The 23,023-nt window shown below is 66.7% G+C and carries 26 protein-coding genes and 1 tRNA gene; 17 read left to right on the top strand and 10 right to left on the bottom strand.

Going from position 1 to position 23,023, the window contains the following annotated elements; translation table 11 throughout:
• Nucleotides 1-323: 323 nt before the first annotated feature.
• Both VES41_RS15970 and VES41_RS15965 read left to right on the top strand, forming a co-directional pair.
• On the top strand, nucleotides 324-1,253 hold the full coding sequence (locus VES41_RS15970) for a polyprenyl synthetase family protein (RefSeq protein ID WP_324819548.1): 930 nt from the start codon (nucleotides 324-326) through the stop codon (nucleotides 1,251-1,253).
• A 44-nt stretch (nucleotides 1,254-1,297) separates the two neighbouring features.
• Nucleotides 1,298-1,374, top strand: a tRNA-Pro gene (locus VES41_RS15965).
• A 205-nt stretch (nucleotides 1,375-1,579) separates the two neighbouring features.
• Here VES41_RS15965 and VES41_RS15960 read toward each other — a convergent pair.
• Nucleotides 1,580-2,794: a type II toxin-antitoxin system HipA family toxin gene (locus tag VES41_RS15960; protein WP_324818912.1), complete on the bottom strand. Its 1,215-nt coding sequence runs from the start codon at nucleotides 2,792-2,794 to the stop codon at nucleotides 1,580-1,582.
• A 19-nt stretch (nucleotides 2,795-2,813) separates the two neighbouring features.
• On the opposite strand from VES41_RS15960, the gene VES41_RS15955 reads away from it, so the two are divergent.
• The 4 genes from VES41_RS15955 to VES41_RS15940 all read left to right on the top strand — a co-directional run bounded on the left by VES41_RS15955 (nucleotide 2,814) and on the right by VES41_RS15940 (nucleotide 5,542).
• Nucleotides 2,814-3,317, top strand: coding sequence for a substrate binding domain-containing protein (locus VES41_RS15955; protein ID WP_324818909.1), 504 nt, complete (start codon nucleotides 2,814-2,816; stop codon nucleotides 3,315-3,317).
• A gap of 113 nt (nucleotides 3,318-3,430) precedes the next feature.
• Nucleotides 3,431-3,565 (top strand): hypothetical protein, encoded by a 135-nt coding sequence (locus tag VES41_RS15950; protein ID WP_324818907.1) that lies wholly within the window; start codon nucleotides 3,431-3,433, stop codon nucleotides 3,563-3,565.
• The gene (locus VES41_RS15945; protein ID WP_324818904.1) at nucleotides 3,543-4,226 is read left to right on the top strand and encodes an ABC transporter ATP-binding protein; all 684 of its coding nucleotides are present in this window, start codon (nucleotides 3,543-3,545) and stop codon (nucleotides 4,224-4,226) included. Before VES41_RS15950 ends, VES41_RS15945 begins: the two co-directional genes overlap by 23 nt.
• Before the next feature lie 101 nt (nucleotides 4,227-4,327).
• Nucleotides 4,328-5,542: a hypothetical protein gene (locus VES41_RS15940; RefSeq protein ID WP_324818901.1), complete on the top strand. Its 1,215-nt coding sequence runs from the start codon at nucleotides 4,328-4,330 to the stop codon at nucleotides 5,540-5,542.
• 379 nt (nucleotides 5,543-5,921) lie between these two features.
• Here the strand turns inward: VES41_RS15940 and VES41_RS15935 are convergent, their stop codons facing one another.
• Nucleotides 5,922-7,694, bottom strand: a complete 1,773-nt coding sequence (locus tag VES41_RS15935; RefSeq protein WP_324818897.1) for a DEAD/DEAH box helicase — start codon at nucleotides 7,692-7,694, stop codon at nucleotides 5,922-5,924.
• 351 nt (nucleotides 7,695-8,045) lie between these two features.
• Complete coding sequence (gene orn / locus VES41_RS15930; RefSeq protein WP_324818895.1) at nucleotides 8,046-8,657, bottom strand: oligoribonuclease; 612 nt, start codon at nucleotides 8,655-8,657, stop codon at nucleotides 8,046-8,048.
• A 37-nt stretch (nucleotides 8,658-8,694) separates the two neighbouring features.
• Here orn and VES41_RS15925 point away from each other — a divergent pair, with 37 nt between their 5' ends.
• From VES41_RS15925 to VES41_RS15910, 4 genes are read left to right on the top strand one after another with little or no spacing between them, the layout of a single operon-like run.
• Nucleotides 8,695-9,954, top strand: coding sequence for a M48 family metallopeptidase (locus tag VES41_RS15925; RefSeq protein WP_324818893.1), 1,260 nt, complete (start codon nucleotides 8,695-8,697; stop codon nucleotides 9,952-9,954).
• Between the two features lie 24 nt (nucleotides 9,955-9,978).
• Nucleotides 9,979-10,317 (top strand): 4a-hydroxytetrahydrobiopterin dehydratase, encoded by a 339-nt coding sequence (locus VES41_RS15920; RefSeq protein ID WP_324818891.1) that lies wholly within the window; start codon nucleotides 9,979-9,981, stop codon nucleotides 10,315-10,317.
• A gap of 35 nt (nucleotides 10,318-10,352) precedes the next feature.
• The gene (rsgA, locus tag VES41_RS15915; RefSeq protein WP_324818889.1) at nucleotides 10,353-11,300 is read left to right on the top strand and encodes a ribosome small subunit-dependent GTPase A; all 948 of its coding nucleotides are present in this window, start codon (nucleotides 10,353-10,355) and stop codon (nucleotides 11,298-11,300) included.
• Complete coding sequence (locus VES41_RS15910) at nucleotides 11,297-12,436, top strand: glycosyltransferase family 4 protein (RefSeq protein WP_324818887.1); 1,140 nt, start codon at nucleotides 11,297-11,299, stop codon at nucleotides 12,434-12,436. The genes rsgA and VES41_RS15910 overlap by 4 nt, the downstream gene beginning before the upstream one ends.
• Nucleotides 12,437-12,448: 12 nt before the next feature.
• Here the strand turns inward: VES41_RS15910 and hisC are convergent, their stop codons facing one another.
• The 7 genes from hisC to rpsP form a co-directional block, all read right to left on the bottom strand.
• The gene (gene hisC, locus VES41_RS15905; protein ID WP_324818884.1) at nucleotides 12,449-13,564 is read right to left on the bottom strand and encodes a histidinol-phosphate transaminase; all 1,116 of its coding nucleotides are present in this window, start codon (nucleotides 13,562-13,564) and stop codon (nucleotides 12,449-12,451) included.
• Entirely contained in the window at nucleotides 13,564-14,565 is a 1,002-nt protein-coding gene (locus VES41_RS15900) for a CobD/CbiB family protein (protein ID WP_324818882.1), read from the bottom strand. Before VES41_RS15900 ends, hisC begins: the two co-directional genes overlap by 1 nt.
• A 74-nt stretch (nucleotides 14,566-14,639) precedes the next feature.
• On the bottom strand, nucleotides 14,640-15,380 hold the full coding sequence (locus VES41_RS15895; RefSeq protein ID WP_414719150.1) for a CoA pyrophosphatase: 741 nt from the start codon (nucleotides 15,378-15,380) through the stop codon (nucleotides 14,640-14,642).
• A 125-nt stretch (nucleotides 15,381-15,505) separates the two neighbouring features.
• Entirely contained in the window at nucleotides 15,506-15,892 is a 387-nt protein-coding gene (gene rplS / locus VES41_RS15890) for a 50S ribosomal protein L19 (protein ID WP_324818879.1), read from the bottom strand.
• Nucleotides 15,893-16,041: 149 nt separating this feature from the next.
• Nucleotides 16,042-16,791: a tRNA (guanosine(37)-N1)-methyltransferase TrmD gene (gene trmD, locus VES41_RS15885; protein WP_324818876.1), complete on the bottom strand. Its 750-nt coding sequence runs from the start codon at nucleotides 16,789-16,791 to the stop codon at nucleotides 16,042-16,044.
• A 29-nt stretch (nucleotides 16,792-16,820) separates the two neighbouring features.
• The gene (gene rimM, locus VES41_RS15880; RefSeq protein WP_324818874.1) at nucleotides 16,821-17,387 is read right to left on the bottom strand and encodes a ribosome maturation factor RimM; all 567 of its coding nucleotides are present in this window, start codon (nucleotides 17,385-17,387) and stop codon (nucleotides 16,821-16,823) included.
• A 23-nt stretch (nucleotides 17,388-17,410) separates the two neighbouring features.
• A complete protein-coding gene (rpsP, locus tag VES41_RS15875; RefSeq protein ID WP_324818872.1) occupies nucleotides 17,411-17,674 on the bottom strand; it encodes a 30S ribosomal protein S16 in 264 nt (87 codons plus the stop codon).
• Nucleotides 17,675-17,839: 165 nt separating this feature from the next.
• Here rpsP and VES41_RS15870 point away from each other — a divergent pair, with 165 nt between their 5' ends.
• The 7 genes from VES41_RS15870 (at nucleotide 17,840) to VES41_RS15840 (ending at nucleotide 22,954) form a co-directional block, all read left to right on the top strand.
• On the top strand, nucleotides 17,840-18,367 hold the full coding sequence (locus VES41_RS15870; RefSeq protein ID WP_324818869.1) for a GNAT family N-acetyltransferase: 528 nt from the start codon (nucleotides 17,840-17,842) through the stop codon (nucleotides 18,365-18,367).
• Nucleotides 18,364-18,810, top strand: coding sequence for a hypothetical protein (locus VES41_RS15865; RefSeq protein WP_324818867.1), 447 nt, complete (start codon nucleotides 18,364-18,366; stop codon nucleotides 18,808-18,810). The genes VES41_RS15870 and VES41_RS15865 overlap by 4 nt, the downstream gene beginning before the upstream one ends.
• 137 nt (nucleotides 18,811-18,947) lie before the next feature.
• Nucleotides 18,948-19,733, top strand: coding sequence for an amino acid ABC transporter ATP-binding protein (locus VES41_RS15860; RefSeq protein ID WP_324818864.1), 786 nt, complete (start codon nucleotides 18,948-18,950; stop codon nucleotides 19,731-19,733).
• Nucleotides 19,734-19,764: 31 nt separating this feature from the next.
• Entirely contained in the window at nucleotides 19,765-20,688 is a 924-nt protein-coding gene (locus VES41_RS15855) for an aminotransferase class IV (protein WP_324818861.1), read from the top strand.
• Between the two features lie 43 nt (nucleotides 20,689-20,731).
• Complete coding sequence (locus VES41_RS15850) at nucleotides 20,732-21,577, top strand: transporter substrate-binding domain-containing protein (protein WP_324818859.1); 846 nt, start codon at nucleotides 20,732-20,734, stop codon at nucleotides 21,575-21,577.
• Between the two features lie 25 nt (nucleotides 21,578-21,602).
• Nucleotides 21,603-22,283, top strand: coding sequence for an amino acid ABC transporter permease (locus VES41_RS15845; RefSeq protein ID WP_324818856.1), 681 nt, complete (start codon nucleotides 21,603-21,605; stop codon nucleotides 22,281-22,283).
• Nucleotides 22,280-22,954 (top strand): amino acid ABC transporter permease, encoded by a 675-nt coding sequence (locus VES41_RS15840; protein ID WP_324818853.1) that lies wholly within the window; start codon nucleotides 22,280-22,282, stop codon nucleotides 22,952-22,954. The genes VES41_RS15845 and VES41_RS15840 overlap by 4 nt, the downstream gene beginning before the upstream one ends.
• The last annotated feature ends 69 nt before the right edge of the window (nucleotides 22,955-23,023 follow it).

Raw genomic sequence — 23,023 nt, 5'->3', positions numbered from 1 at the left:
CCCGGGCTACGAAACTCCGCCGGCAAGCCCCGCCGCTCGGTGCCGCCCTGAAGTGATTCAAGGCCTTGGCCGCGGCGCTAAGCTATTGTGCGAAGCCCGCCATTCTAGCACGAGCGCGCAAAAACAACAGCACCCGCCCAGCGGTGCCTGAACAGCCCGGCAGGGGCGCCGGGCCCCTCTCCCTATAATCCGCGGGTTCGACTCCCGGCCCAGGCTGAGAGATCAATCCCAATCTCATTCAGCTGCCGGCGACCGGCCCATCCCTCTTGTCAGATTCCGCCGCCCACAACACCGCGTCCGTGCTCGGCCTCATCGCAGGCGACATGGACGAAGTCGACCGCGTCATCGCCCAGCGCCTGTCCACCGGCGTGCCGCTGGTGGCGGAAGTGTCGCGCTACATCATCTCGGCCGGCGGCAAGCGCCTGCGCCCCGCGCTGCTCCTGCTGATGAGCCGCGCGCTGGGCTACGAGGGAACCCAGCACCACAACCTGGCGGCCGTGGTCGAGTTCATCCACACCGCCACGCTGCTGCACGACGACGTGGTCGACGACTCCACCCTGCGGCGCGGCAGGCCGACCGCCAACGAATCGTTCGGCAACCCGGCCAGCGTGCTGGTGGGCGACTTCCTGTATTCGCGCGCATTCCAGATGATGCTGGACGCGCATGACATGCGGGTCATGGAGATCCTGGCCGATGCGACCAACGTCATCGCCGAGGGCGAAGTCCTGCAGTTGATGAACATGCACGACCCCGGCCTGGACGAGGCCGCCTACCTGCGCGTCATCCGTTCCAAGACCGCCAAGCTGTTCGAGGCCAGCACGCGCCTGGCGGCCGTGCTCGCCAAGGCGCCGCCCGAACTGGAAGAAGCCTGCGCCACCTATGGCCAGGCGCTGGGCACCGCGTTCCAGGTGATCGACGACGTGCTCGACTACGCCGGCGACGCGCACGAGACCGGCAAGAACCTCGGCGACGACCTGCGCGAAGGCAAGACGACGCTGCCGCTCATCCTCGCCATGAAGCGCGGCACCGCGCAGGAGCGCGAGCTGATCCGCGGCGCGATCGAGACCGGAGACAGCGCGCAGTTGCAGCACATCGTCGAGATCGTGAAGAAGACCGGCGCGCTGGACGCGACCCGCGCGGCCGCCGCATCGGAAGCGCAACGAGCAATCGATGCATTGCGTGCACTGCCGGCCAATAAACACGCTGAAGGTTTGCTACAATTAGCGGCTCAGCTGACTGAGCGACGCGCCTGAGGCACAAAAGCCAAGGGAGCGAAGCGAAGTTCAATGCAGCACATCGGGGTGTAGCTTAGCCTGGTAGAGCGCTACGTTCGGGACGTAGAGGCCGGAGGTTCGAATCCTCTCACCCCGACCATCTTTAAGAGGCCGTTTTCATTCGAGAACGCGCCCTCTCCTCTGTAGATCATGGACACCGAGCGCGAGAGCGCGTCAACGAGACGTGTCAGTCCGGAGTTTGGCGTCGTCCACGAAACCAAGAGCGCCTTAAGAGCATGGCTGCCGGCAACGTGTGAAGCACGCCTGCATGCGCCGCAGCCGAGAAACCGGTCGGCGCTGTTCGCTCATCGCGCGTGCGCGCGCCCTTCTTCCCAGGCCTGCGCCATCTGTTCCCACAGCGCCGCGGCGACACGTGCGTCTCCCTTGGCCTCATCCAGAGTCTTGCCCATGGCATCCGCTATCCGGCCAATCACATCGGCGGGTTGGGCGACACCACACACGCGGCGGCCGAAATCCACCAGCTCGTCAGTCGTCGGATACGCCTTCGTCTGGTGCTTGCCAGCGAACAACTTCAGCGCAAGGGTGCAGTCTTCAAGCTCCGGCCCACCCGGCGACTGAGTGTATTTGTAGATGGAGGTCGTCACGACATCGAACATTGGCGCCAGCCACACGTCTTCGCGCGAGCGGTAGAGCAACCCGAAGTTCTTGAGGTGCGCATCACCGTTGCGGACCATGATGGAAAAGGCAACCTGCTCGAAGAAGCGATGCAGATTGCTGCTGTGAAGCTGGAACTGGCGCAGCAACTCGGCAACACGCTGGTAGCTGCCCTGATACTTGCGGTCCGACAGGATGTCACGCACCCGCAGGCCCGCCAGCGCCGCGATGTCTTCGAAGCCGAGCCGCTCGACCCGACCATCGTCATGAACGATCAGGTCAAAGCGGTCCAAGACCAGCATCTGGCCATCGTCGGACAACTCGAACGACGGTACATCGATGCCCGCGTGCCTGGCGGCCGTCAGACACAGATATTCGTTGGCCGCCAACCCGGGGTAAGCAGCGCTGGCCGCCTTGACGATGAGTGAGGGGATGGGCACCGTCCGCCGGTCCGGCACCATGATCTTGGGCTGCATGCCTGCGATGCCCGCGCCCGTGCTCAAGTAGGCAGCCACCAGCTCACTGAACACCTCTGGCGTGTACTTCGTGCTCAGCAATTCGCCCTTGCTCAACGCCCGCGGCAAGGAGGGCTCAGGCTGGTCGGGCAGGTTGTATCCCAACCGACCAATCCCATTGCGCCCAACCAAAGCCAGCATGTGCATCGGCGTCATCGGCTGCTTCGGGAACAGTTCCCGAATCCTCATGAACAGGTCGCCTTCGGGAAGGTTCTGGTCCATCGGGGGAAACAGGTCGCCGTCCTGCCAGGTGAGGCTCTCGCTGGACGGCATCAGCAGCGCCACTGTCGGCTGGTCAGGTTCCGGCGCCAGGTACCGAAATTCGTAGGTCGGTGCCCGGAGCAGTTGACCCGCCTTGACAGCATCTCCGATGGAGAGGTTCAGGAACATCTCCGCGGGCGACTATGACGTGGCCGTCCGCATCACAAACCACCTCGACGATGGCGTGGTGGCACGGCGCCTCACGCCGATCAACTGGGTGGTGTGCGCCAGCCCAGCGTATCTGGCGCGCCACGGTGTGCCGAAGCACCCGCGCGACCTGGCTGACCACGAGTGCTGCCACTACGCCAGCCTGATCCGGCAGGACCGTTGGAGCTTCATCATCGACGAAGAGGAATACAGCGTGCCGGTGCATGCACGGCTGAAAGTCAACAACAGCGAAATCATCGCCAGCCACGCGTTGGCCGGTCGCGCCATCGCAATGCTGCCGACGTACCTCGTCGGCGATCACCTGCGCAGCGGTGAACTGCGCCCGTTGTTGACGGAGTACGAGCCGACAGTCAACAGTGCGCTATACGCGATCTATTCACCCACGCGCTATCTAATGGCCAAGGTGCGCTGCTTTATCGACGTGCTCTCGGCGTCCTTCGCCGATCCGCCCTACTGGGAAGCGGTCGTGAGCGAGGGGATCTAAGGGGGCACTCTCGTGCACGCCCTTTCGAAGGACTCGATGTTGCCTAATGGTGTTCGAAGCCAACTCGAAGTCAGGGCGTCTCGCCATGCTTTTTCGCTAGAAATTGTCAACCTATGAAACTTGAGAGGGAGGATGGCCTGATCTACCGCCTGCGCGATGCCCACATCGATGCGGCCGCGCTGAAGGTCAGCGCCTCAAGCTGGATCGACACTGTCGTTGCAGACCATGAACGACAGCAGCCCGCGTGATGGCCTGAAGCGCATGCCCATTCACGCTTCGCAGAACATTACTCTGAAGGCCCGCGACCTTTGCAAGGCGTACGAAGGCCGTGTCGTTTTCCACCGGCTCAGCTTTGAGTGGACAGGTCCGGGCATGGTGTGTGTGAACGGTCCCAACGGCTCAGGCAAGTCGACTCTGCTGTCACTTCTGGGCGGTGCCGATGAGCCCGATCGGGGCGACATCTTTGTGCAGGGCGCTGATCTCGTGTCTGAACGCGACGATGCGCTCTCACGCCTGAGCTATATACCCGACGGCTGCCCGGTCTATCCGTTCATCACTGGTGTCGAATGGCTGGAGTTCGTGCGGGCCGCGCGCCGGCCTGCTTCGTGGAACGCACCTGCGATCGCGCAAGCCTTTGGCCTTCATCCCTACCTCGACACTCGCTTCGGTGCGATGTCGCTTGGCACCGCCCGCAAGTTCATGCTGGCGGCGGGACTCGGCAGCCCGGCTCCGGTGGTGGTGCTTGATGAGCCCACCAACGGCCTCGACGCGGCCTCTCTGGGAGTGCTTCGCGGGCAGCTCAGAGCGCGCGCAGCCAGTGGTCTCGTGGTCCTGTGCTGTCACGACGTGCAAGAGCAACATGCGTTGGGCGCACGGTGCGTCGACCTGTTGGGGCTGGAAGCAAAATGACCCGGCGCAGCATCAGCAAACTCGCCGACGGCGCCCCGCTCCAAGCTTAGGAGACTGTCACGCAGTTCACCACCAATCACGAGACTCGCGCTCGGGTGCCAATGGCGCTGTTGGGTACCCTCTTTTGGTGGCGCATGCGCCACGTCGCCGAAGCTGCTTACAACCTGCTGCTACGTCGCTGGCAGATGCTGCTGTTACTACTGCTGCTACTGTCACCCCGGCAGATGCCGATCATGCAGCAGTTGCAGTTCCTGGCGCACCCGGTGCTCGCGATCACCGAGCCCAACTCGCCGTGGGTGTCGCTTGCGAGCTGGATCGTGATCGTTGCTCTGGCTCAGGCGTGGACCAAGGTGCAGGGGGACGTGCTTGGCGGCGGGCCGGCATGGGCGTATGCGCGCTCTCTTCCGCAAACGGCGCGACTGGCCCGCCTCATCGATATCGCAGTGCTGACGGTAAGCGACCTGCCGCTGTTGTTGCCTTTCATTGCTGCCCTCAGCGTGTTGCCGGACGGACCGCTGTCGGACCGTCTGCTGCAGGGGCTGGCAGTCGTTGTCGCAGCAGCGCAGTTGCCCTTGATGCAATGGGTGTCCGCTAGGCGCGTCGCGCTGTTGTGGTTGCCGCTGGCGGCCCAACTCTCTGGCTTGGTAGCACTCGCCCTGGGCTTTACCCCTATCCCTTTCCTGCTTTTGAGCGCGATGGCGTGCATTCATGCGCTACGCCGCGCCGCAGCACCCGTCAAGCGCGGCAGTGCGTCGCGCGCCGCGCCGCGTAGGCGCCCCTGGCGCTTGCCAGATCGCGCGCCGGTGTCGGTGCGCCTGGCGCTGTTTGATTTGCGCGGCCTTTTGAGCGAGCGCGGCGTCGCGCAGCATTTCTCGATCTGCGCGCTGCTGGCGCTGCCGCTACCGTTGCTGGCCTACCTGCAGGCCTATCAGGTGCGTCCCGAAGTAGCGACTGGCGTGATCGTGCTGCTGGTTATCCCGCTGGTGTTTGTGATCTCGGGCTTGGCGTTCGAACTGCGCCGAATGCATGCGCCTGCTCTCTCGCTGTACGCCAGCCTTGGTGTGCCCCTGCGCACGATACGGTGTGTAGATCTGGCTGTGCTTTCGGCGCTGTATCTGCTTGCTTGTTCGCCGCTTGCGGCTGCTGCCATCCACAGCTACGGCGGCGCCGACGCGCTAATTTTGCTTCCATTGTCCTTGGCAGCGCTTATTGTTTCCGTGCTGCTGAATTTTCGCGGCGATCACGGCGTGACGCTTCTCAAGGTTCTGATTTGCGTCACTGTCGTGAGCACGACGCTGATCCTTCTTCGCCCCTAGCCCACCGATTCGACACCGAGTGGGAAGCCATCATGAATCCGACCGAAGCAGAAGCTCGAGCATCCCCCATCGCTGCTTACGGAGGCAGTTGTGGATCACCCCGGGATTCGAGGAGGCTGTTCGGTTCCAGTCGGGCCACCACCTCGGGTGGACCGGCAGCTTCGCCTTGCATACCATGACACTGTTCCAACCTTCGCTCGTGTTCACGTCGCGCCGGCGCCGGATGCAAACCTCGTCGCATTCCTCCTGCACACACGCCCAGGAAGCGAAAAGCCCCTGGGACCGCAAGGTGCCAGGGGCTTTTCTTCATGTGCCGACATGAGCCGACGTCTACGCACGCGAGGGGCCGTCGGCCTCGTCCTCGCGCTTGCGGTCCGCCTCAGCGGCTCGGCTTGAACGCGCGGCCGCGCGGTGCGTCGCCGCGTGCCATGGCCGGGCGGCCTGCGCCCGCTCCGGCGGCGCCGGGGTGACGACGCGGAGCGTCGCCGAAGCCGGGCTTGCGGCCGTAGTTGCCAGGACCGCCGGCGTCACGATCGCGCGAACCGAAGCCGCCGCCGTTGTCTGCGCCGCGGAAGCCGCCGCCTTCACCGCCGCGGAAACCGCCGCCATTGCCGCCGCCGAAGCTGCCACCGCCGAATCCGCCGCGGCCGGCACCAGCGCCACGGCCATGGTGCGGACGGCCATCGTGGCCGCCGCGGCTTTCGCGGCCGCCACCTTCACGTCCGCCACGCGGACCACCGAAACCGGGCTGCGGCGGACGCTGGCGCGGCTCCAGGCCGGCGACGACGGCCGGCTGGAAGCGCTGGCGCGTATAGGCCTCGATGTCGAAGATGCGGCGACGGTCACGGAACTCAGCGAAGGTGATCGCCAGGCCGTCGCGGCCTGCACGGCCGGTGCGGCCGATGCGGTGCGTGTAGTCCTCCGCCTTCATCGGCAGGCCGAAGTTGAAGACGTGAGTGATGGTGGGCACGTCGATGCCGCGCGCGGCAACGTCGGTGGCAACCAGGATCTGCACCTCGCCCTGACGCAGCGCGCGCAGGCGGCGGTTGCGCAGGCCCTGGCTCAGCGCGCCATGCAGCGCCACGGCCGAGAAGCCTGCCTGTTGCAGGTCGTTGGCGAGTTCATCGCATTCGACCTGCGTGCTGGCGAACACGATGGCCTGGTCGATGGTCGTGTCGCGCAGCCAGTGATCCAGCAGCTGGCGCTTGTGGCCAGGGTTGTCCGCCCAGTACAGCGACTGGGTGATGTTCGTGTGCTGCTCCTGCGGCGAATCGATCTGCAGGCGTTGGGGCTCGCGCATCACGCGGGCGGCCAGTTGCTGGATGCGCGGCGCGAGGGTTGCGCTGAACATCATGGTCTGGCGGCGCGAAGCCGTCAGCTGATTGATTTCGGCCAGGTCGTCGGCAAAGCCCAGGTCGAGCATGCGATCGGCCTCGTCGACCACCAGGAACTGCACCTTGTCCAGGCGGATCTGGCCGGAACGTTGAAGGTCGAGCAGGCGGCCGGGCGTGGCCACGACCAGATTGGCGCCCTGCAGGCGAGCGATCTGCATCTGGTAGGGCATGCCGCCCACCACGTTGGCGATGCGCAGGCCGCGGCAGCGACGCACCAGTTCGATGGCATCCTGCGCCACCTGTTGCGCCAGTTCGCGCGTCGGGCACAGCACCAGCGCGCCAGGCTCCGCCGGACGGAAGTTGCGCGGGTCGGCCGGGTTGCGCCGGCGCGGACGCTTGGGCGCCGCTTCGCCACGCGCGGCGGCCTCTGCGGCCAGGCGCTGCTGTTCGGCGTTGCGCTCGGCTTCGGCGGCGGCATCCTGCGCGAGCAGGGTGTGCAGCACGGGCAGCAGGAAGGCGGCGGTCTTGCCGCTGCCAGTACGGCTGGAGACCATCAGGTCGACGAATCGGTCGCCCTCGCCGCCCATGGCCAGGGGAATGGCCCGGGCCTGGACTTCGGTGGGCTTGAGGAAGCCCAGGTCGGTGGTGGCGGCGACCAGGTCGGCCGCCAGGCCGAGGGTGGCGAAGCCGTTGGCGGTCTGCGGCTGGGCGACGGGCGCGGCCTCGGGAGAAGCGGTGGCGGGGGCCTGGTCAGCGAAGGAAGTAGCGTCTTGGGCAGGGACGAACGCGTCCTGCACCGGCAAAAGGGTGTCAGTCATGAGAAAAGCCTTGGCGGGCCGCAAGCAGCGGCACGCTGGATGGTCAGAACTACATCAACCATCCAACGACGTTCAACGCGAAAAGCGTTGCGGGCCAATTCAACAAGCACCTGACTGCACCAGCACCAGCCCATATGGCCACCCCTTTCAGGATTCATATGGAGGCTACGCAATGTCGACCAGGCGGATCAGGAGGCCCTGTGAAAGAAGGGAGATGCGCGAGTTTCGTTCGTTCGCGAGCTTTGAACGAACAGGCCTTCGTGGTCACCAACACGGTTTCCGCGGAAGCCAAGCCTGCGATTATCGCATCAAAACGCGAGCGATGTCCATAGGTACTGGCCAGGGCATCCTTCAGCGAAGGAAATGGGTGCGGTAGTGCTCGAGTTCGTCGAGAGACTCGTGCACGTCCGCCAGCGCCGTGTGCGCCTGCTGCTTCTTGAAAGCGGCGAACACCTCGGGCTTCCAGCGGCGCGCCAGCTCCTTGAGGGTGCTCACGTCCAGATTGCGGTAGTGGAAGAAGGCTTCCAGCCGTGGCATGTACTTGACCAGGAAGCGCCGGTCCTGCCCGATGGTGTTGCCGCACATCGGCGAGGCTCCCTTGGGCACGTAGCGCGACAGGAAATCGATGAGCTGCTTCTCGGCCGTCGCTTCGTCCAGGGTCGAGGCCTTGACCTTCTCGATGAGCCCGCTGCGGCCATGGGTGCCCTTGTTCCAGGCGTCCATGCCGTCGAGCACGGCGTCGGCCTGGTGAATGACCAGGACGGGGCCCTCGATCCGCGGCGTCAGTTGCGGGCCGGTGACCACGACGGCAATCTCTAGCAGCCGCTCCTTTTCGGGGTCCAGGCCGCTCATCTCGCAGTCCAGCCACACCAGGTTCTGGTCGCTCTTGGCCAGCACGGGAAGGGCTTCGGGGGCGGTCGGCGCAGTGGTTGCGGCGTTGGTCGGGTCAATGGAATCGGGCATTAGCCGATTGTCGTCGATGGCCTACACTGCGCCCCGCATGTCACCTTCGCTCGTCCTGACCTACCTGTTTGCAGCCGCACTGGTCGCCGGCCTCGTGCTCAAGTTCTGGCTGGCCAGCCGGCAGGTACGCCACGTGGCGCGCCATCGCGATGCCGTGCCGCCGGCCTTCGCCGGATCCATCTCGCTCGCGGCGCACCAGAAAGCCGCCGACTACACGCTGGCGCGTAGCCGCTTCGGCCTGGTCGAGATGGCCTGGGCGGCCGCCGTGCTCCTGGGCTGGACGCTGCTGGGCGGGCTCGACCAGCTCAACCAGGGCCTGCGCGCCTGGCTCGGCAGCGGCATGTGGCAACAGCTGGCGCTGCTGGCCGCCTTCTCGCTCATCGGCGGGCTGCTCGAACTGCCTTTTTCGCTGTGGCAGACCTTCCGGCTGGAGCAGCGCTTCGGCTTCAATAAGATGACGCTGGGCCTGTGGATCGCCGACGGCCTCAAGGGCGTTCTGCTTGGCGCGCTGATCGGCTTGCCGCTTGCCGCGCTGATCCTGTGGTTGATGAACGCCGCCGGGCCGGCGTGGTGGCTCTGGGCATGGGCGACTTGGGTCGCGTTCAACCTGCTGCTGATGCTGGTCTACCCGACCTTCATCGCACCGCTTTTCAACAAGTTCCAGCCGCTGGACGACGCCGACCTCAAGGCGCGCGTGACTGCGCTGATGGAGCGCTGCGGCTTCGCGGCCAAGGGCCTGTTCGTGATGGACGGCAGCCGGCGCAGCGCGCATGCCAATGCGTATTTCACCGGCTTCGGCGCGAGCAAGCGCGTGGTGTTCTACGACACCTTGCTGCGCCAGCTCAGTGGCAGCGAGGTCGAGGCAGTGCTGGCCCACGAACTGGGCCATTTCAAGCATCGCCACGTGGTCAAGCGGATGGTGGCCATGTTCGGCCTGAGCCTCGTCGGGTTCGCGCTCCTCGGCTGGCTTGCGAGCCGCACCTGGTTCTACACCGGCCTGGGCGTGCAGCCGAACCTGGACGGCCCGAACGATGCGCTGGCGCTGCTGCTTTTCATGCTGGCGCTGCCGGTGTTCGGCGTGTTCGTCTCGCCGCTGTCGGCCATGCTCTCGCGCCGCCACGAGTTCGAGGCAGACGCCTATGCCGTGGCCCAGACCAGCGGCACCGATCTGTCGGCCGCACTGATCAAGCTCTACCAGGACAACGCCTCCACGCTCACGCCGGACCCGGTGTTCGTGAAGTTCTACTATTCCCATCCCCCCGCCTCCGAGCGCCTGGCGCGCATGGCGGCGACCTGACCCGGTTTTTCGACCACCCCCTCCATGAGCAGCATGTTCCAACCCAAGGTGTGGCAAGGCCAGCCACGCCGCGCCCTTGGCGCCACCGAAACCGTGTCGGCCCTGGCAAGACTCGACGGATGGACGCTCTGCGGCGATGGCGCCGACCTGGCGATCGAGAAGACATTCCGCTTTGCCAACTACTTCGAGACCATCGCCTTCGTCAACGCGGTGGCCATGGTGGCGCACGTGCAGGACCATCACCCGGATCTGTCCGTCCACTACGACCGCTGTGTAGTGCGCTTCAACACGCATGACGTGGGCGGGATCTCCTCGACCGACATCGATTGCGCCGGCCGCGTCGATGCCCTCCTCGCGGCCTGAGACGGCCAGCGTCGTGCCACAGATCCGCAACGGCGATGGCCCGGCGCACGCCTGAGTCCGCGGCGCCCGCCGACGGGCTCCTGCCGGGGCTGGTCGTGGCCAGCCACGGCCGGCACTGCATGGTCGAATCGCCGACCGGCGAGCGGCGCATCTGCCATCCTCGCGGCAAGAAGAGCCAGGCGGTCGTGGGCGACCAGGTGCTGTGGCAGCCCAGCCAGGACGAAGGCACCATCGAGCGGGTGCAGCCGCGGCGCAACCTGTTCTATCGCCGCGACGAGATTCGCACCAAGTCGTTTGCCGCCAACCTGGACCAGGTGCTCATCCTCGTTGCTGCCGAGCCGGAGTTCTCCGAGCACCAGCTTGCGCGCGCGCTGATCTCGGCACGGGCCGAGGGCATCACCCCGCTGATCGCGCTCAACAAGAGCGACCTGGTCGCGCCTTTCGAGCGCGCCTGGGCGCGACTGGCACCGTACCGCCGCATGCATCACGGTGTGCTGCCGCTGTCGCTGACCGAATCGGGCGATACCGACGCACAGGTCCTGGGCCAGCACCTGGCTGGCCGCACGACCCTGGTGCTGGGCCCTTCGGGCGCGGGCAAGAGCACCCTGATCAACCTGCTGGTGCCCGGCGCCGACGTGCTGACCGGCGAGATTTCCCAGGCGCTCAACTCGGGCCGCCACACCACCACCACCACCACCTGGTACTGGGTCGACCGCGAGGCCGACACGGCGCTGATCGACTCGCCCGGGTTCCAGGAATTCGGCCTGCATCACATCGAGCCGACCCAACTCGCCGGCTTGATGCCGGACATCGCCGAGCATGCCGGCGAATGCCGCTTCTACAACTGCACCCATCTGCACGAACCGGGCTGCCAGGTGCTGGCGAGCGTGGAATCGCCCGGGCATCCCGGGCCGATCGCCGCATCGCGGCACCGGATCTACGCCGAGCTGTTCGAAGAACTCAGCACCCGGCGTTTTCCATGAGGGTGCTGCTGTATTCGCATGCGTTCCATCCCTCGACAGGCGGCGTCGAGAGCGTCAGCCGCACGTTGGCCGAGGGCCTGGTCGCCAAGGGCGTCGAATGCGTCGTGCTCACCCGCACGCCGCGCGCCGCGCAGGACCATGAAGACGCTGCCCTCTTCCCGTTCCAGGTCGTCCGCCGTCCGCACACCGGCGCCATCCTCCATTGGCTGCGCTGGGCCGACGTGGTGCTGTACAACGGCGCCAGCCTGGCGCTGCAGCCCTGGGTGACTCTGCTGCGCAAGCCTTACCTGTGGGTCCACGTGGGCTACCAGGTGTCTTGCATCGACGGCCTCGGCTGGGCGGACGGGCGACCCGCGCCGGCCACGCCATGGGCCTCGTTCCGTTTCCACCTGCGCCGCGCCGGGCCCGTGCGTGCATCGCTCGACGGCGTCAAGCTGCTGCTGCGGCGCTTCACCGCCCACGCGCTGGTCCGCCGCAACATCGCGATCACGCAATGGATGGCGCAAGCGCAGCCGCTTCCGCGCCAGGTGCAGATCTACAACCCGTTTCCGATCGACCGCTTCCGCCAGGCCGCGCCGGCAGAAGCCGCCACCTTCGATTTCGTCTACCTCGGCCGCCTGGTATCCGAGAAGGGCGTGGACACCCTGTTGCGCGCCTTCGGCAAGGTCGTCGCGCAGGCCACGCACCGGCCGCGTCTGCTGCTCATCGGCGGCGGCGACCGCATGGCCGAGATGATCGCGTTGGCCGATTCTCTGGGCGTGTCGCAGGACGTGCATTTCGCCGGCAACCAGAGCGGCGACGCGCTGGTGCGGTTCGTCGGCAGCGGCGCGGTCGGCGTCGTGCCGTCCACCTGGCACGAGCCGATGGGCGGCGTGGCGGTCGAGTTGATGGCCGCCGGACGCGGCCTGATCGTCTCGGCGCGCGGCGGCCTGGCCGAGTGCGCCGGCGACGCTGGGCTGACATTCGCCAATGGCGACGAACAGGCGCTTGCCGACTGCATGCTGCGCCTGCTGGCAGACCCCGGCCTTGCCCGCGAACTGGGTGCCCGTGCACGGCGGCGCGCCGCGCAGTTCGCGCCGGACCGCTTCGTCGAACAGTACATCGACCTGTTGCACGCCTGCACGCGCGCGCGCTGAATACTTTGCCGATCAGCCGGCGGCCGTGGCGCCATCCGGCGCGGCCAGGATTTCACGCAGCGCGTCGACCAATCTCGCGCACTGGTCGCGCGTGCCGACGCTGATCCGCAGGAACGCGTCGATGCGCGGCCCGCGCAGGTGACGCACCAATACCGCCCGCGCGCGCAAGCCGGCCGCCAGTTCGCCAGCGTCGCGCCGCGGATGGCGCACGAAAAGGAAATTCGCCTGCGACGGCAGCACGTCGAAACCCAGGTCTTCGAGCGCCAGGGCCAGGCCTTCGCGGGTGTCGATCACGGCCTTGCGATTCTTCTCGAACCAGGCCTCGTCCTCGATCGCCGCCTGCGCGCCGGCCTGGGCCAGGCGGTCCAGCGGGTAGGAATTGAAGCTGTTCTTCACCCGCGCCAGCGCCTCGACCAGATGCGCCTGCCCGAAGGCGAACCCGACCCGCAGCCCAGCCAGCGAGCGGGACTTGGACAGCGTCTGCACCACCAACAGGTTGGCATGGCGCGCCACGAGCGGCAAGGCGGACTCGCCGCCGAAGTCGACGTAGGCCTCGTCGACCAGCACCAGCCGTTGCGGACAGGCCGCCAGCAGCTGCTCGATGGCAGGCAGCGGCAGGCCGATGCCGGTCGGAGCATTCGGATTGGCCAGGACGATGCCGGCGCAGCCCTGGCGCGCCCGTGCCGCCAGGCCGGCGACGTCGACGCGCAGCGCCTCGTCCACGGGCTCCAGCGCGGCTTCGATGCCGAACAGCCGGGCATACACACGGTAGAAGCTGTAGCTCACGTCCGGCATCACCAGCGGCTCGGCATGCTGGAAGAAGGCGAAGAACGCCAGTGCAAGCACTTCGTCCGAGCCGTTGCCGACAAAGACCTGCTCCAGGCCAACGCCCGCACGTCGCGCGATGGCCTGGCGCAGTTCGGTCGACTCGGGGTCGGGATAGCGCGCCAGCCGCTCATCGCGCGCGGCATCGGCAATCGCCGCCAGCACGGCCGGCGACGGGGGATACGGGTTCTCGTTGGTGTTGAGCTTGACCAGGCCCTCGATGCGCGGCTGCTCGCCGGGCACGTACGGCTCGAGCCCCCGGATGCACGGGCTCAGCATCGCGACGGGATCGGGCGCGGTCATCAGCCCAGCAATCGGGCCAGGGTCAGCAGCGCCAGCAGCACCAGCCACATCACCACCGAGCGCCAGACCAGGCCCACGACGCTGCGCAAATGGCCCGGCTCGGGCTCGCTGCCGGGCGTGCTGCCGCTGTCGGCGGGCAGGCTGCCGAGCAGAGAGTCGCCGGCCTGGGCGCTTTGCAGCGAATCCACCACCACCTGGCTGCGCAACGCTCCCCCGCCCAGGCGTACGCCCAGCGCGCCCGACGTGGCGGCCAGGATCACGCCGTCGTTGCCGTACGGAAAGCGTTCGGCATCATTGCGCCAGCAGTCGATCGCATCCTCGAAACTGCCGACCACCGCGAAGCCCAGCGCTGTGAAGCGCGCCGGCAGCCAGTCGATGGCCTCCCAGGCCTGCGATGCAGCTTCCTTCACGTGCGAGCTGGCCGGCTGCAGGGTGCGGGCATCCTTGTGGGCCCAGTAGCGGGCCACGAACTCGCTCATGCGATAGAAAACCGCACCGGCCGGCCCCAGGCCGACAGCAGCAAGAATGGAGAACCAGGCCAGCACGCCGAACACATGGCGGTGCGCTGCGATCACCGAGTACTCGATCACGTGGCGGACGATCTCGCTGCGAGGCAGATCGTGTGCGTCGATGTGCTGCCAATGCGCCAGTAGCGAGCGGGCCAGCGCTTCGTCCCCTTCCGCCAGCGCGTCGCGAATGCCGGTGAAGTGATGGCTGAACTGGCGAAAGCCCAGGGTGACGTAGAGCAGCGCGATGTTCCAGAGCACCGCGAACGGCAACCCGAGCGTGGCGATCAGCAGCCAGTGCACGCCCAGCGCCAGCAGCGTCGGCACCATCACCGCCAGGGTCCAGGCCACCCAGCCGTGCTGGGGCTTGCCCGCGTCGAAGTTGCGGCTCACCCAGCGCGTCCATCCCAGCACGCCCGCATACACCGGGTTGTGGTACCCCAGTGGGCGCACCTGCTCGATCAGCAGCGCGCACAGGATGGCGAAAAAGCTCATCTGCGGATGATAGCGACAGTCAATCAGGAATCGCCAGCCGCACGCCCGCCTCGGCCGGGCGGCGGCCGGTGTGCTCAGGCCGCCAGAAATCGATAGAAGTTGCGCAGCATGGCGGCGGTCGCCCCCCAGACGAAGCGCTCCCGGTCGCCGTCCTGGTAGGGCATCGAGAACCACTGGCGCGCGTTCAACCCCTCGCCCACCATCGCATGCCGGCGATGGTTCGCCGGATTCATGAGGAAGGCCAGGGGCACCTCGAAAGCGTCGGCCACCTCGTCCTGGTTGAGCCTCAGCTCGAAACCCGGCTGCACCAGCGCCACCACGGGCGTCACGACGAACGCGGTGATGGTGGTGTAGGTCGGCAAGGTGCCGATCACCTCGATGAATTCAGGACGCAGGCCGACCTCCTCCCATGCCTCGCGCCGGGCCGCCGCGGCAATGTCGGCATCCTCCGGATCGACGCGTCCGCCCGGAAAGGCCACCTGCCCGGAATGCGACCGCATGCGCGTCGAGCGCTCGGTCAGCAGCAGCGTCGGCTGCGCGCGCTGCACGATGGGCAGCAGGACCGCCGCCTGCGCTGGCTCGCCGGGGACCAGGCGGGGGTCGCGCCGCGCCTCCGGCGTCCAGGCCGGCGGATTCTCGAAGCGCTGGCGCAGCGCCTCGGCCGTCAGTCGGTCGGCGCTGACCGCGGGCAGGTCGGTGTCGACACGGATCACCGGCACGCTGCGCGGGTCGAAGGTGCTTTGCGAAACGGCATTGATCTGCTGGGGCGTGGCGGGCGCTGCGCCGGGCTGGTCGTCGGATGGGGTGCGGTTCAAGGCAGTGTCTGGGAGGCGTCGGATTGGGAGGGGAGCCGGTTGCCGGTAAACGACGGCAACCGGAAAAAGCAAAAAGCCGCCCTTCGGGGCGGCTTTTTGTCATGCAAGGATGCAGCGAGGCAGTGTCACTTCGCGGCAGCCGTCTTGCCCGGCAGCTTTTCCTTGATGCGAGCCGAGCGGCCGCTGCGCTCGCGCAGGTAGTACAGCTTGGCACGGCGCACGTCGCCGCGGCGCTTGACCTCGATGCCGGCGATCAGCGGGCTGTAGGTCTGGAAGGTACGCTCGACGCCTTCGCCGCTGGAAATCTTGCGAACGGTGAAGCCGCTGTTGAGGCCACGGTTGCGCTTGGCGATGACGACGCCTTCGTAGGCCTGCACGCGCTTGCGGGTGCCTTCGACGACGTTGACGCTGACGATGACCGTGTCGCCGGGAGCGAACTCGGGAATCTGCTTGGCCTTCTTCTCGGTGAGACGGGCGATTTCCTCTTGCTCGAGGGTCTGGATGAGGTTCATGAAAGTTACTGCCTTCGATCGTGGCCGCGCTGCACTAAAGGCGACTTTGTTGTCCCCGGGCCCTGCCCCGCGCTTTTTCAAGTCAGCGAGGCAATCAAGGCACCAAGGGCGCGGTCGCGGCCGGCCAGAGGATCGTGGTGAGCCAAAGATTATAGCTTTTTCTTGAGCGTTGTCTCGTCGGCCGGCGTGAGGCGGCCTGCAGCGCGTGCCGCCTCCACCAGTTCGGGACGCTTTTGCGCGGTGGCCAGGAGCCGCTGGTCGCGCCGCCAGCGCTCGATCTGCGCATGGTTGCCGGACATCAGCGGCGCCGGGGCGGCCAGGCCGCGCCACTGCTCCGGACGGGTGTAGTGCGGGCAATCGAGCAACCCGTCCAGCGCCGGATTGAAGCTGTCCTGGACATGGCTGTCGGCGTCGCCCAGCACACCGGGCTGCAGGCGCGCCACGGCGTCGAGCAGCGCCATCGCAGCGACCTCGCCACCCGAAAGCACGAAATCGCCCAGGCTGAGTTGGTGCGTGACCCGCGTGTCGATGAAGCGCTGGTCGATGCCTTCGTAGCGGCCGCACACCAGCACCGCGCCGGATGCCGCGGCCCAGTGCTCGACGATCTCGTGGCGCAGGCGCTCGCCCTGCGGCGAGAACAGGATCACCGGCGCGTCCGGCTCGCCGCGCGCCGCCAGCGCGGCATCCAGGCAGGCGGACAGCGGCTGCGCCATCATCACCATGCCCGGACCGCCGCCGAACGGGCGGTCGTCCACACGCCGATAGTTGCCCTCGGCATGGTCGCGCGGATTCCACAGCACCACCTCGACCTGGCCGGACTCGAAGGCGCGGCGCGTCACGCCGCTCGCGAGAAATGGCGCGAACAGTTCGGGAAAAAGCGTGAGAACGTCGAAGCGCATGGCGCTGGAGGCGTCGGCGGACGCAGGCCTCAGTAGTCGGCCTGCCAGTCGACGCGGATCAGCCGGCCCGGCAGGTCGACCTCGTCGATGAATGCCGCAACGAACGGCACCAGGATTTCCGTCGGCTTGCCGCCGGCTTGCTGGGGCGCCTGCTCGAGCACCAGCGTGGTCTGCGGGCCAGCGGGCAGCAGTTCGCGAACGGTGCCGAGCGACACGCCTTCGCGGTTGATCACCGACAGGCCGATCAGGTCGACCCAGTAGTACTCGTCCTCGCCGACCGAGGGAAAGCTCGACCGCGGCACGAACACGCGCGCGCCGCGCAGCGCCTCGGCCGCCGTGCGGTCGGGCACCTCGGGCGAAGAGGCCACGATGCAGTCGGAATGCTCTTTCGCCTCGCGAATCGGCAAGCGAAAAACGCCGGCCGCGTCAGCCGCACCGGGCGGCCGAAGGAACCAGCGCTTGGAAGAAAAAAGCGCCTCGGGCTGGGCGCTGTGGGGCAGGACCTTGAACCAGCCCTTGATGCCCCATGCATCTGCGATGCGGCCCACCTCGATTGCATCCGCCGGAAGTTCGGCGGCTTCGAGCCCGGGCAGCATGGCCGATGAAGGGCGGATGCCGCTCAGGCGGCTGCCTTGGGCGCGGCCGCGGCGGCCTGCTTGACCAGGCGCATGACCGTCGGCGAAGCCTGGGCGCCAACGCCCTTCCAGTACGCAAGGCGGTCCTGGGAGATGCGGATGCTTTCCTCGGCGCCACGGGCACCCGGGTTGTAGAAGCCCAGGCGCTCGATGAACCGGCCGTCGCGACGCTCGCGCTTGTCGGTCACGACGATGTTGAAGAACGGACGGCCCTTGGAGCCGCCGCGGGAGAGTCGAATGACGACCATTGAATTATCCTTGGGTGGTACCGGAAAGACCCTTGTGGGCAGCAAGCCCTCCGAAAAGCCCTCTGTTCCGGCATGTTTTTTCTTCCAGCGTTGAGACACGCGACGTGGCCACCCGGCCAGCGCACGCTGGAAAAGCCCTCGATTATAGCCCGACGCACATAGTTCATGTCCAATTTCACCATCCGCCCCAGCCGCGACGATGATGTCGACGCCATTGCGGCCATCTACGCCCATCACGTCCTGCACGGCACCGGCACCTTCGAGACGGAGCCGCCCACGTCAGCCGACATGGCCGCGCGCCGCGCCGACGTGCTTGCCCGCGGCCTGCCCTACGTGGTCGCCGAGCGCGGCGGGCGGGTGCTGGGCTTCGCCTACTGCAACTGGTTCAAGCCGCGGCCGGCGTATCGTTTTTCGGCCGAGGATTCGGTCTACATCGACGACGCCTCGCGCAGCCAGGGCCTGGGCGCGGCGCTGCTGACGGCGCTGGAAGAGGCGGCAGTCACTGCCGGCGTGCGCAAGCTGATCGCCGTCATCGGCGACGCGGCCAATGCCGGCTCCATCGGCCTGCATCGCAAGCAGGGCTTCGAGGACGCCGGCGCCATCCGCAACTGCGGCTGGAAGTTCGACCGCTGGCTCGACATCGTGCTCATGGAAAAAACGATCGGCGAAGGCGCCCGCACCCGCCCCGAATGAAAAACAAGACGCTCGCGGCCTGGCTGGCCTTCCTGGGCGGCCCGCTGGGCCTGCACCGCTTCTATCTCAAGGGACTGGGCGACGTGCCCGGCTGGCTGTTGCCGATCCCAACCGCGCTGGGTCTGTACGGCATCGAGCGCGCGCGCCTGCACGGGCTGGACGACGGCCTGAGCTGGCTCCTCATTCCGCTGCTCGGCTTCACCATCGCCGGCTGCGCGCTGGTGGCAATCGTCTATGGCCTGATGGCGCCCGAGAAGTGGAACGCCCGCTTCAACCCGGCGGCCGCCACCGACGCGCCCGCCGGCCACACCGGCTGGCTGACCATCGGTGCGGTGGCGCTGGCCTTGCTGATCGGCGCCACCGTCCTGATGGCCAGCATCGCGTTCAGCTTCCAGCGCTACTTCGAACACCAGGTCGAACTCGGGCGCCAGATCTCGCAGTAAGCCGGCCGCGCCCGGAAGCGCGCGCCGGATCGCATCCTTTCCCCCAACCTCCTGCCCTTCCAGGCATGGCGTTTGCAAGGGATTACCCGCATGTGGATTGTTGGACAATCGAACAAACTGACCATCGTTCTTCAGGGATGCCCATGACTGCTCCGATCGTTCGCATCGCCGGCCTGCGCAAATCGTTCGGCGACAACCACGTGCTCAAGGGCATCGACTTCGACGTCCAGCCCGGGGACAGGGTCGCCATCCTCGGGTCGAGCGGTTCCGGCAAGAGCACGTTCCTGCGATGCCTGAACTTCATGGAGACGCCGACGTCGGGCCGGATCGAGCTCAAGGGCAGGCTCATCGGCAAGCCGGCCGCAAAGGACCCGAACTGCATGACCTACACGCACTCCGAGCTGTCCGACGTTCGCAAGCAGGTCGGCATGGTGTTCCAGCAGTTCAACCTGTTCCCGCACATGTCGGTCGTCGGCAACGTGATGGAGGGCCTGGTGACCGTCCTGGGCGTCGACCCGAAGGCCGCCCGCGAGCGCTCGATGGCGCAACTCGAGAAGGTCGGCATGGCAGACAAGGCCGACGCGTACCCGGCGCGTCTGTCCGGCGGCCAGCAGCAGCGCGTGGCGATCGCCCGCGCGCTCGCCATGGACCCGGAGGTTCTGTTGTTCGACGAGCCGACCTCCTCGCTCGATCCGGAACTCGTGGGCGAAGTCCTCAACGTCATCAAGGACCTTGCGCAGGAAGGCCGCACCATGCTCCTGGTGACCCACGAGCTGGGCTTCGCCTACCACTACGCGAACAAGGTCCTTTTCCTCGCGGACGGCCAGTTCTACGAAACCGGCACGCCCGACGAGGTGCTCAAGCACCCGAAGAAGGAGCGCACCCAGCGCTTCCTCGAACGGTTCACGGCATTCAGCTTCTGAGCCACTCATCCGTCTTTCCCGAAGGCAACGCATGCAGCTATCCCCTCACGCATCGACTACCAGTTCGCAGGCCTATCAGGCGGACGACCGGAACGAACAGGTCCTGGTCTACGTCAATGGCGAATTCGTCCCGCGCAACGAGGCGCGCGTATCGGTTTTCGACGCCGGCTACGTCTGCGGCGACGGCGTCTGGGAGGGGGTACGCCTCGTCAAGGGCAACGTCATCTCCTTCGACGCGCACATCGACCGGCTGTTCGAGGGCGCCAACGCCATCGCAATGGACATTGGCCTGACCCGGCAGGAAGCCCGGGACGTGATCCTCAAGACTTTCGAGGTCAACAAGATGCAGGACGGCGCGCATGCCCGCCTGATGGTGACCCGCGGCGTCAAGAAGACGCCCAACCAGGATCCGCGCTTCATCCTGGGCAAGGCGACCGTGGTCTGCGTCGCCGAGCACAAGGTGGTCGACGCCGCCGCGAAGAAGCGCGGCCTGGCGCTGCACACCTCCACCATCCGCTGCAGCACGCCGGACGTGTTCGACCTGCGCCTGAACTCCCACAGCCGCCTGAACTTCATCCAGGCGCTGATCCAGGCCATCAACGCCGGCGCCGACGAAGCGCTGATGCTCGACACGAACGGCTTCGTCTCCAGCTGCAACTCCACGAACTTCTTCGTGGTCCGCGATGGTGCGCTTTGGACCTCGTCGGGCCGCTACTGCTTCAACGGCATCACGCGCGCGACGATCCTGCGGCTGGCGCGCGAAGCCGGCGTGCCGGTGGTCGAAGGCGACTTCACCCTCGCGGAGGTGTACGCGGCGCAAGAGGCGTTCGTCACCGGAACCCTCGGTGGCATCACCCCGGTCTCGATGATCGATGGCCGCAAGGTGCCCACCGACGGCATGGGCCGGCTGACCAGCCGCCTCAACGAGCTCTACCAGCAGTACATCGCCGCTTGACCCGGCACGCCGATTCCACCCCCAACCTTTCCAGGAGCTACGAATGACCGTCCTGTCCCGCTACGCGGCTGTCCGCCGCACCCTTCTCGTCGGCCTTGCATGCCTGGGCCTGCTCGCCGGCACGGGCGCCCATGCGCAGACGCTGCAGAAGGTCAAGCAGTCCGGCGAACTGCGCATCGGCGTCGCCGCCGGCGACCCCTGGTACTACCGTGACCCGGCCTCGGGGCAATGGACGGGCGTCGGCGTGCTGGTCGGCGAGCAGATCGCCAAGAGCATCGGCGTGAAGATGGTCCCGGTCGAGACCACCTGGGGCAACAGCGTCGCCGCGCTCCAGTCCGGGCAGATCGACGTCATGTTCGTGCTGGACGCCACGGAAGAGCGCAAGCGCGCGATCGACTTCCCGCCCACGCCGCTGCTCTGGTACGCGCAGGGCGTGCTCGCCAAGGACGGCCTGGTCGCCAACAACTGGGACGACCTGAACAAGCCGGACGTGCGCGTCGGCGTCGCCCTCGGCACCGCCACCGACCGCGATCTCACCAAGCGGCTGCCCAATGCCAGGATCGAGCGCTTCACCAATACCGACGAGACGGTCGCCGCGTTCAACGCGGGCCGCGTCGATGCCATCGGCTTCTACCACTCCGTCCTGGCGATCGCCTACTCGAAGATCAAGAAGGGCCACGTGCAGGTTCCGAAGCCGGTCGTCGCCATCCCGACCAGCGCCGGCGTCCGCCGTGAACAGGACACGGCATTCCGCGACATGCTCGACCAGCAGTTCAAGAAGATGTACGACTCGGGCGAGACCCAGGCGCTCTACGGCCAGTACCTCAAGACCAAGGGCCTCGATCCGGACAAGCAGCCGGGCGTGACCAAGGAATCGCTGGAAAAGTAACCGAGACCGACCGGCAGCGACAGCCATGAACTACGAGTGGGATTTCGGCGCAGTCTGGGAATACCGCCAGATGCTGCTGGAGGGCGCCATCGGCACGCTGAAGATCAGCGTCGTGGCGATCCTCGCGGGGGTGGTCATCGGCGCCATGCTCGCGACGATGCGGCTGTCCAGGGTGAAGTGGCTCGAATACCCGGCCCTCTGGTTCACCGAGTTCTACCGCAACACGCCGCCGCTGGTGCACTTCTTCTGGGCTTTCTACGCACTGCCTGTGCTGCTCGGGGTGAGCCTCGATCCGTACGCCGCGGCCATCATCGCGCTGTCCACGCAATCGGGCGCGTTCTACGCGGAGGTATTCCGCGGTGGCGTCATTTCCGTTGAGCGAGGCCAATGGGAAGGCGCGCGCGCACTGGGCATGACGCCGGCACGGGTGCTGCGCCGAGTCATCCTGCCGCAGGCGGCGCAACGCATGCTCCCGCCGTTCCTGGAGCGCTCGTTCGAACTGATCAAGACCACCGCGCTGGCGTCGACGCTGGCGTACTCCGATCTCCTCTACAAGGCCATGCAGGTCAACTCGATCACGTTCAGGCCGCTCGAGGTGTACACCGTCGTTGCCGGCATCTTCTTCGTCACGCTGCTGGCCCTGAGCACCCTCGCCCATCTGGTGGAAGCCAGGCTGTCGCGGCACGCCGAGCCGCTTGCGGGATGAACGCCATGCAGTTCACCTGGGACTTCGCGCCGGTTTTCCAGAACTACCCGGTCCTGCTCAAAGGGGTCGGCATGACGGCCCTGCTGTGGATCATCGCCTTCCCCGTCTCGATGGCCGCGGGATTCTTCATCTCCCTGGCGACGGGCTCGCACAGCAGGGCAGCGGTGGCCATCGGCCGCTCGTACGTCGAAGTCTTCCGCAACACGCCGGTGATGATCCAGCTCATCTGGTTCTTCTATGCGTTTCCCATCCTGACGGGCCATCAGCTCACGCCCATCGTGGCGGCGCTGTGCGGCCTGGTGCTCAATGCCTCGGCGTACTGCTCGGAGATCTTCCGCGGCGGCATCGCGTCCATTCCAAAGGGCCAATGGGAGGGCGCGCGGGCGCTCGGCATGAGCCGGCGCCAGGTCATGCGGCGCGTCATCGTGCCGCAGGTCTTCTCGCGAATGCTTCCGGCCTTCACCAACCGGGGAATCGAACTCGCCAAGAACACGTCCATCGCCTCGGTCATCGCCGTGCAGGAACTGATGTACCAGGGGCGCGCCTTGTCCTCGGCCTTCTATCGCCCGCTCGAGATCCTGACCGCGGTGGGCATCATCTATTTCCTGCTGATCTATCCCGGCTCGTACCTCGCATCGAGGCTCGAGAAGCGGTTCGCGCTGCGTGCGTGAAGCGATGACCCAGCAGGCCCGCGAGAGACAATCGGTGCCCACCATGAGCAGCATCCCGAGATTTGCCCC

Origin of the sequence: Variovorax sp., assembly GCF_035634955.1 — a bacterium.
Lineage (GTDB): Bacteria > Pseudomonadota > Gammaproteobacteria > Burkholderiales > Burkholderiaceae_C > Variovorax.
This window is presented reverse-complemented; position numbering and strand designations above follow the sequence as displayed.

Coding starts and splice junctions, on each gene's coding strand:
- VES41_RS15960 (WP_324818912.1), bottom strand. CDS start 2,794: ATGTTCCTGAACCTCTCCATCGGAGATGCTGTCAAGGCGGGTCAACTG.
- VES41_RS15910 (WP_324818887.1), top strand. CDS start 11,297: ATGAGGGTGCTGCTGTATTCGCATGCGTTCCATCCCTCGACAGGCGGC.
- VES41_RS15845 (WP_324818856.1), top strand. CDS start 21,603: ATGAACTACGAGTGGGATTTCGGCGCAGTCTGGGAATACCGCCAGATG.
- VES41_RS15850 (WP_324818859.1), top strand. CDS start 20,732: ATGACCGTCCTGTCCCGCTACGCGGCTGTCCGCCGCACCCTTCTCGTC.
- rplS (WP_324818879.1), bottom strand. CDS start 15,892: ATGAACCTCATCCAGACCCTCGAGCAAGAGGAAATCGCCCGTCTCACC.
- VES41_RS15925 (WP_324818893.1), top strand. CDS start 8,695: ATGTCACCTTCGCTCGTCCTGACCTACCTGTTTGCAGCCGCACTGGTC.
- VES41_RS15950 (WP_324818907.1), top strand. CDS start 3,431: ATGAAACTTGAGAGGGAGGATGGCCTGATCTACCGCCTGCGCGATGCC.
- orn (WP_324818895.1), bottom strand. CDS start 8,657: ATGCCCGATTCCATTGACCCGACCAACGCCGCAACCACTGCGCCGACC.
- VES41_RS15900 (WP_324818882.1), bottom strand. CDS start 14,565: ATGAGCTTTTTCGCCATCCTGTGCGCGCTGCTGATCGAGCAGGTGCGC.
- rpsP (WP_324818872.1), bottom strand. CDS start 17,674: ATGGTCGTCATTCGACTCTCCCGCGGCGGCTCCAAGGGCCGTCCGTTC.
- VES41_RS15870 (WP_324818869.1), top strand. CDS start 17,840: ATGTCCAATTTCACCATCCGCCCCAGCCGCGACGATGATGTCGACGCC.
- VES41_RS15935 (WP_324818897.1), bottom strand. CDS start 7,694: ATGACTGACACCCTTTTGCCGGTGCAGGACGCGTTCGTCCCTGCCCAA.
- VES41_RS15855 (WP_324818861.1), top strand. CDS start 19,765: ATGCAGCTATCCCCTCACGCATCGACTACCAGTTCGCAGGCCTATCAG.
- VES41_RS15920 (WP_324818891.1), top strand. CDS start 9,979: ATGAGCAGCATGTTCCAACCCAAGGTGTGGCAAGGCCAGCCACGCCGC.
- VES41_RS15970 (WP_324819548.1), top strand. CDS start 324: ATGGACGAAGTCGACCGCGTCATCGCCCAGCGCCTGTCCACCGGCGTG.
- rimM (WP_324818874.1), bottom strand. CDS start 17,387: ATGCTGCCCGGGCTCGAAGCCGCCGAACTTCCGGCGGATGCAATCGAG.
- VES41_RS15865 (WP_324818867.1), top strand. CDS start 18,364: ATGAAAAACAAGACGCTCGCGGCCTGGCTGGCCTTCCTGGGCGGCCCG.
- VES41_RS15945 (WP_324818904.1), top strand. CDS start 3,543: ATGAACGACAGCAGCCCGCGTGATGGCCTGAAGCGCATGCCCATTCAC.
- VES41_RS15940 (WP_324818901.1), top strand. CDS start 4,328: ATGGCGCTGTTGGGTACCCTCTTTTGGTGGCGCATGCGCCACGTCGCC.
- hisC (WP_324818884.1), bottom strand. CDS start 13,564: ATGACCGCGCCCGATCCCGTCGCGATGCTGAGCCCGTGCATCCGGGGG.
- rsgA (WP_324818889.1), top strand. CDS start 10,353: ATGGCCCGGCGCACGCCTGAGTCCGCGGCGCCCGCCGACGGGCTCCTG.
- trmD (WP_324818876.1), bottom strand. CDS start 16,791: ATGCGCTTCGACGTTCTCACGCTTTTTCCCGAACTGTTCGCGCCATTT.
- VES41_RS15860 (WP_324818864.1), top strand. CDS start 18,948: ATGCCCATGACTGCTCCGATCGTTCGCATCGCCGGCCTGCGCAAATCG.
- VES41_RS15840 (WP_324818853.1), top strand. CDS start 22,280: ATGAACGCCATGCAGTTCACCTGGGACTTCGCGCCGGTTTTCCAGAAC.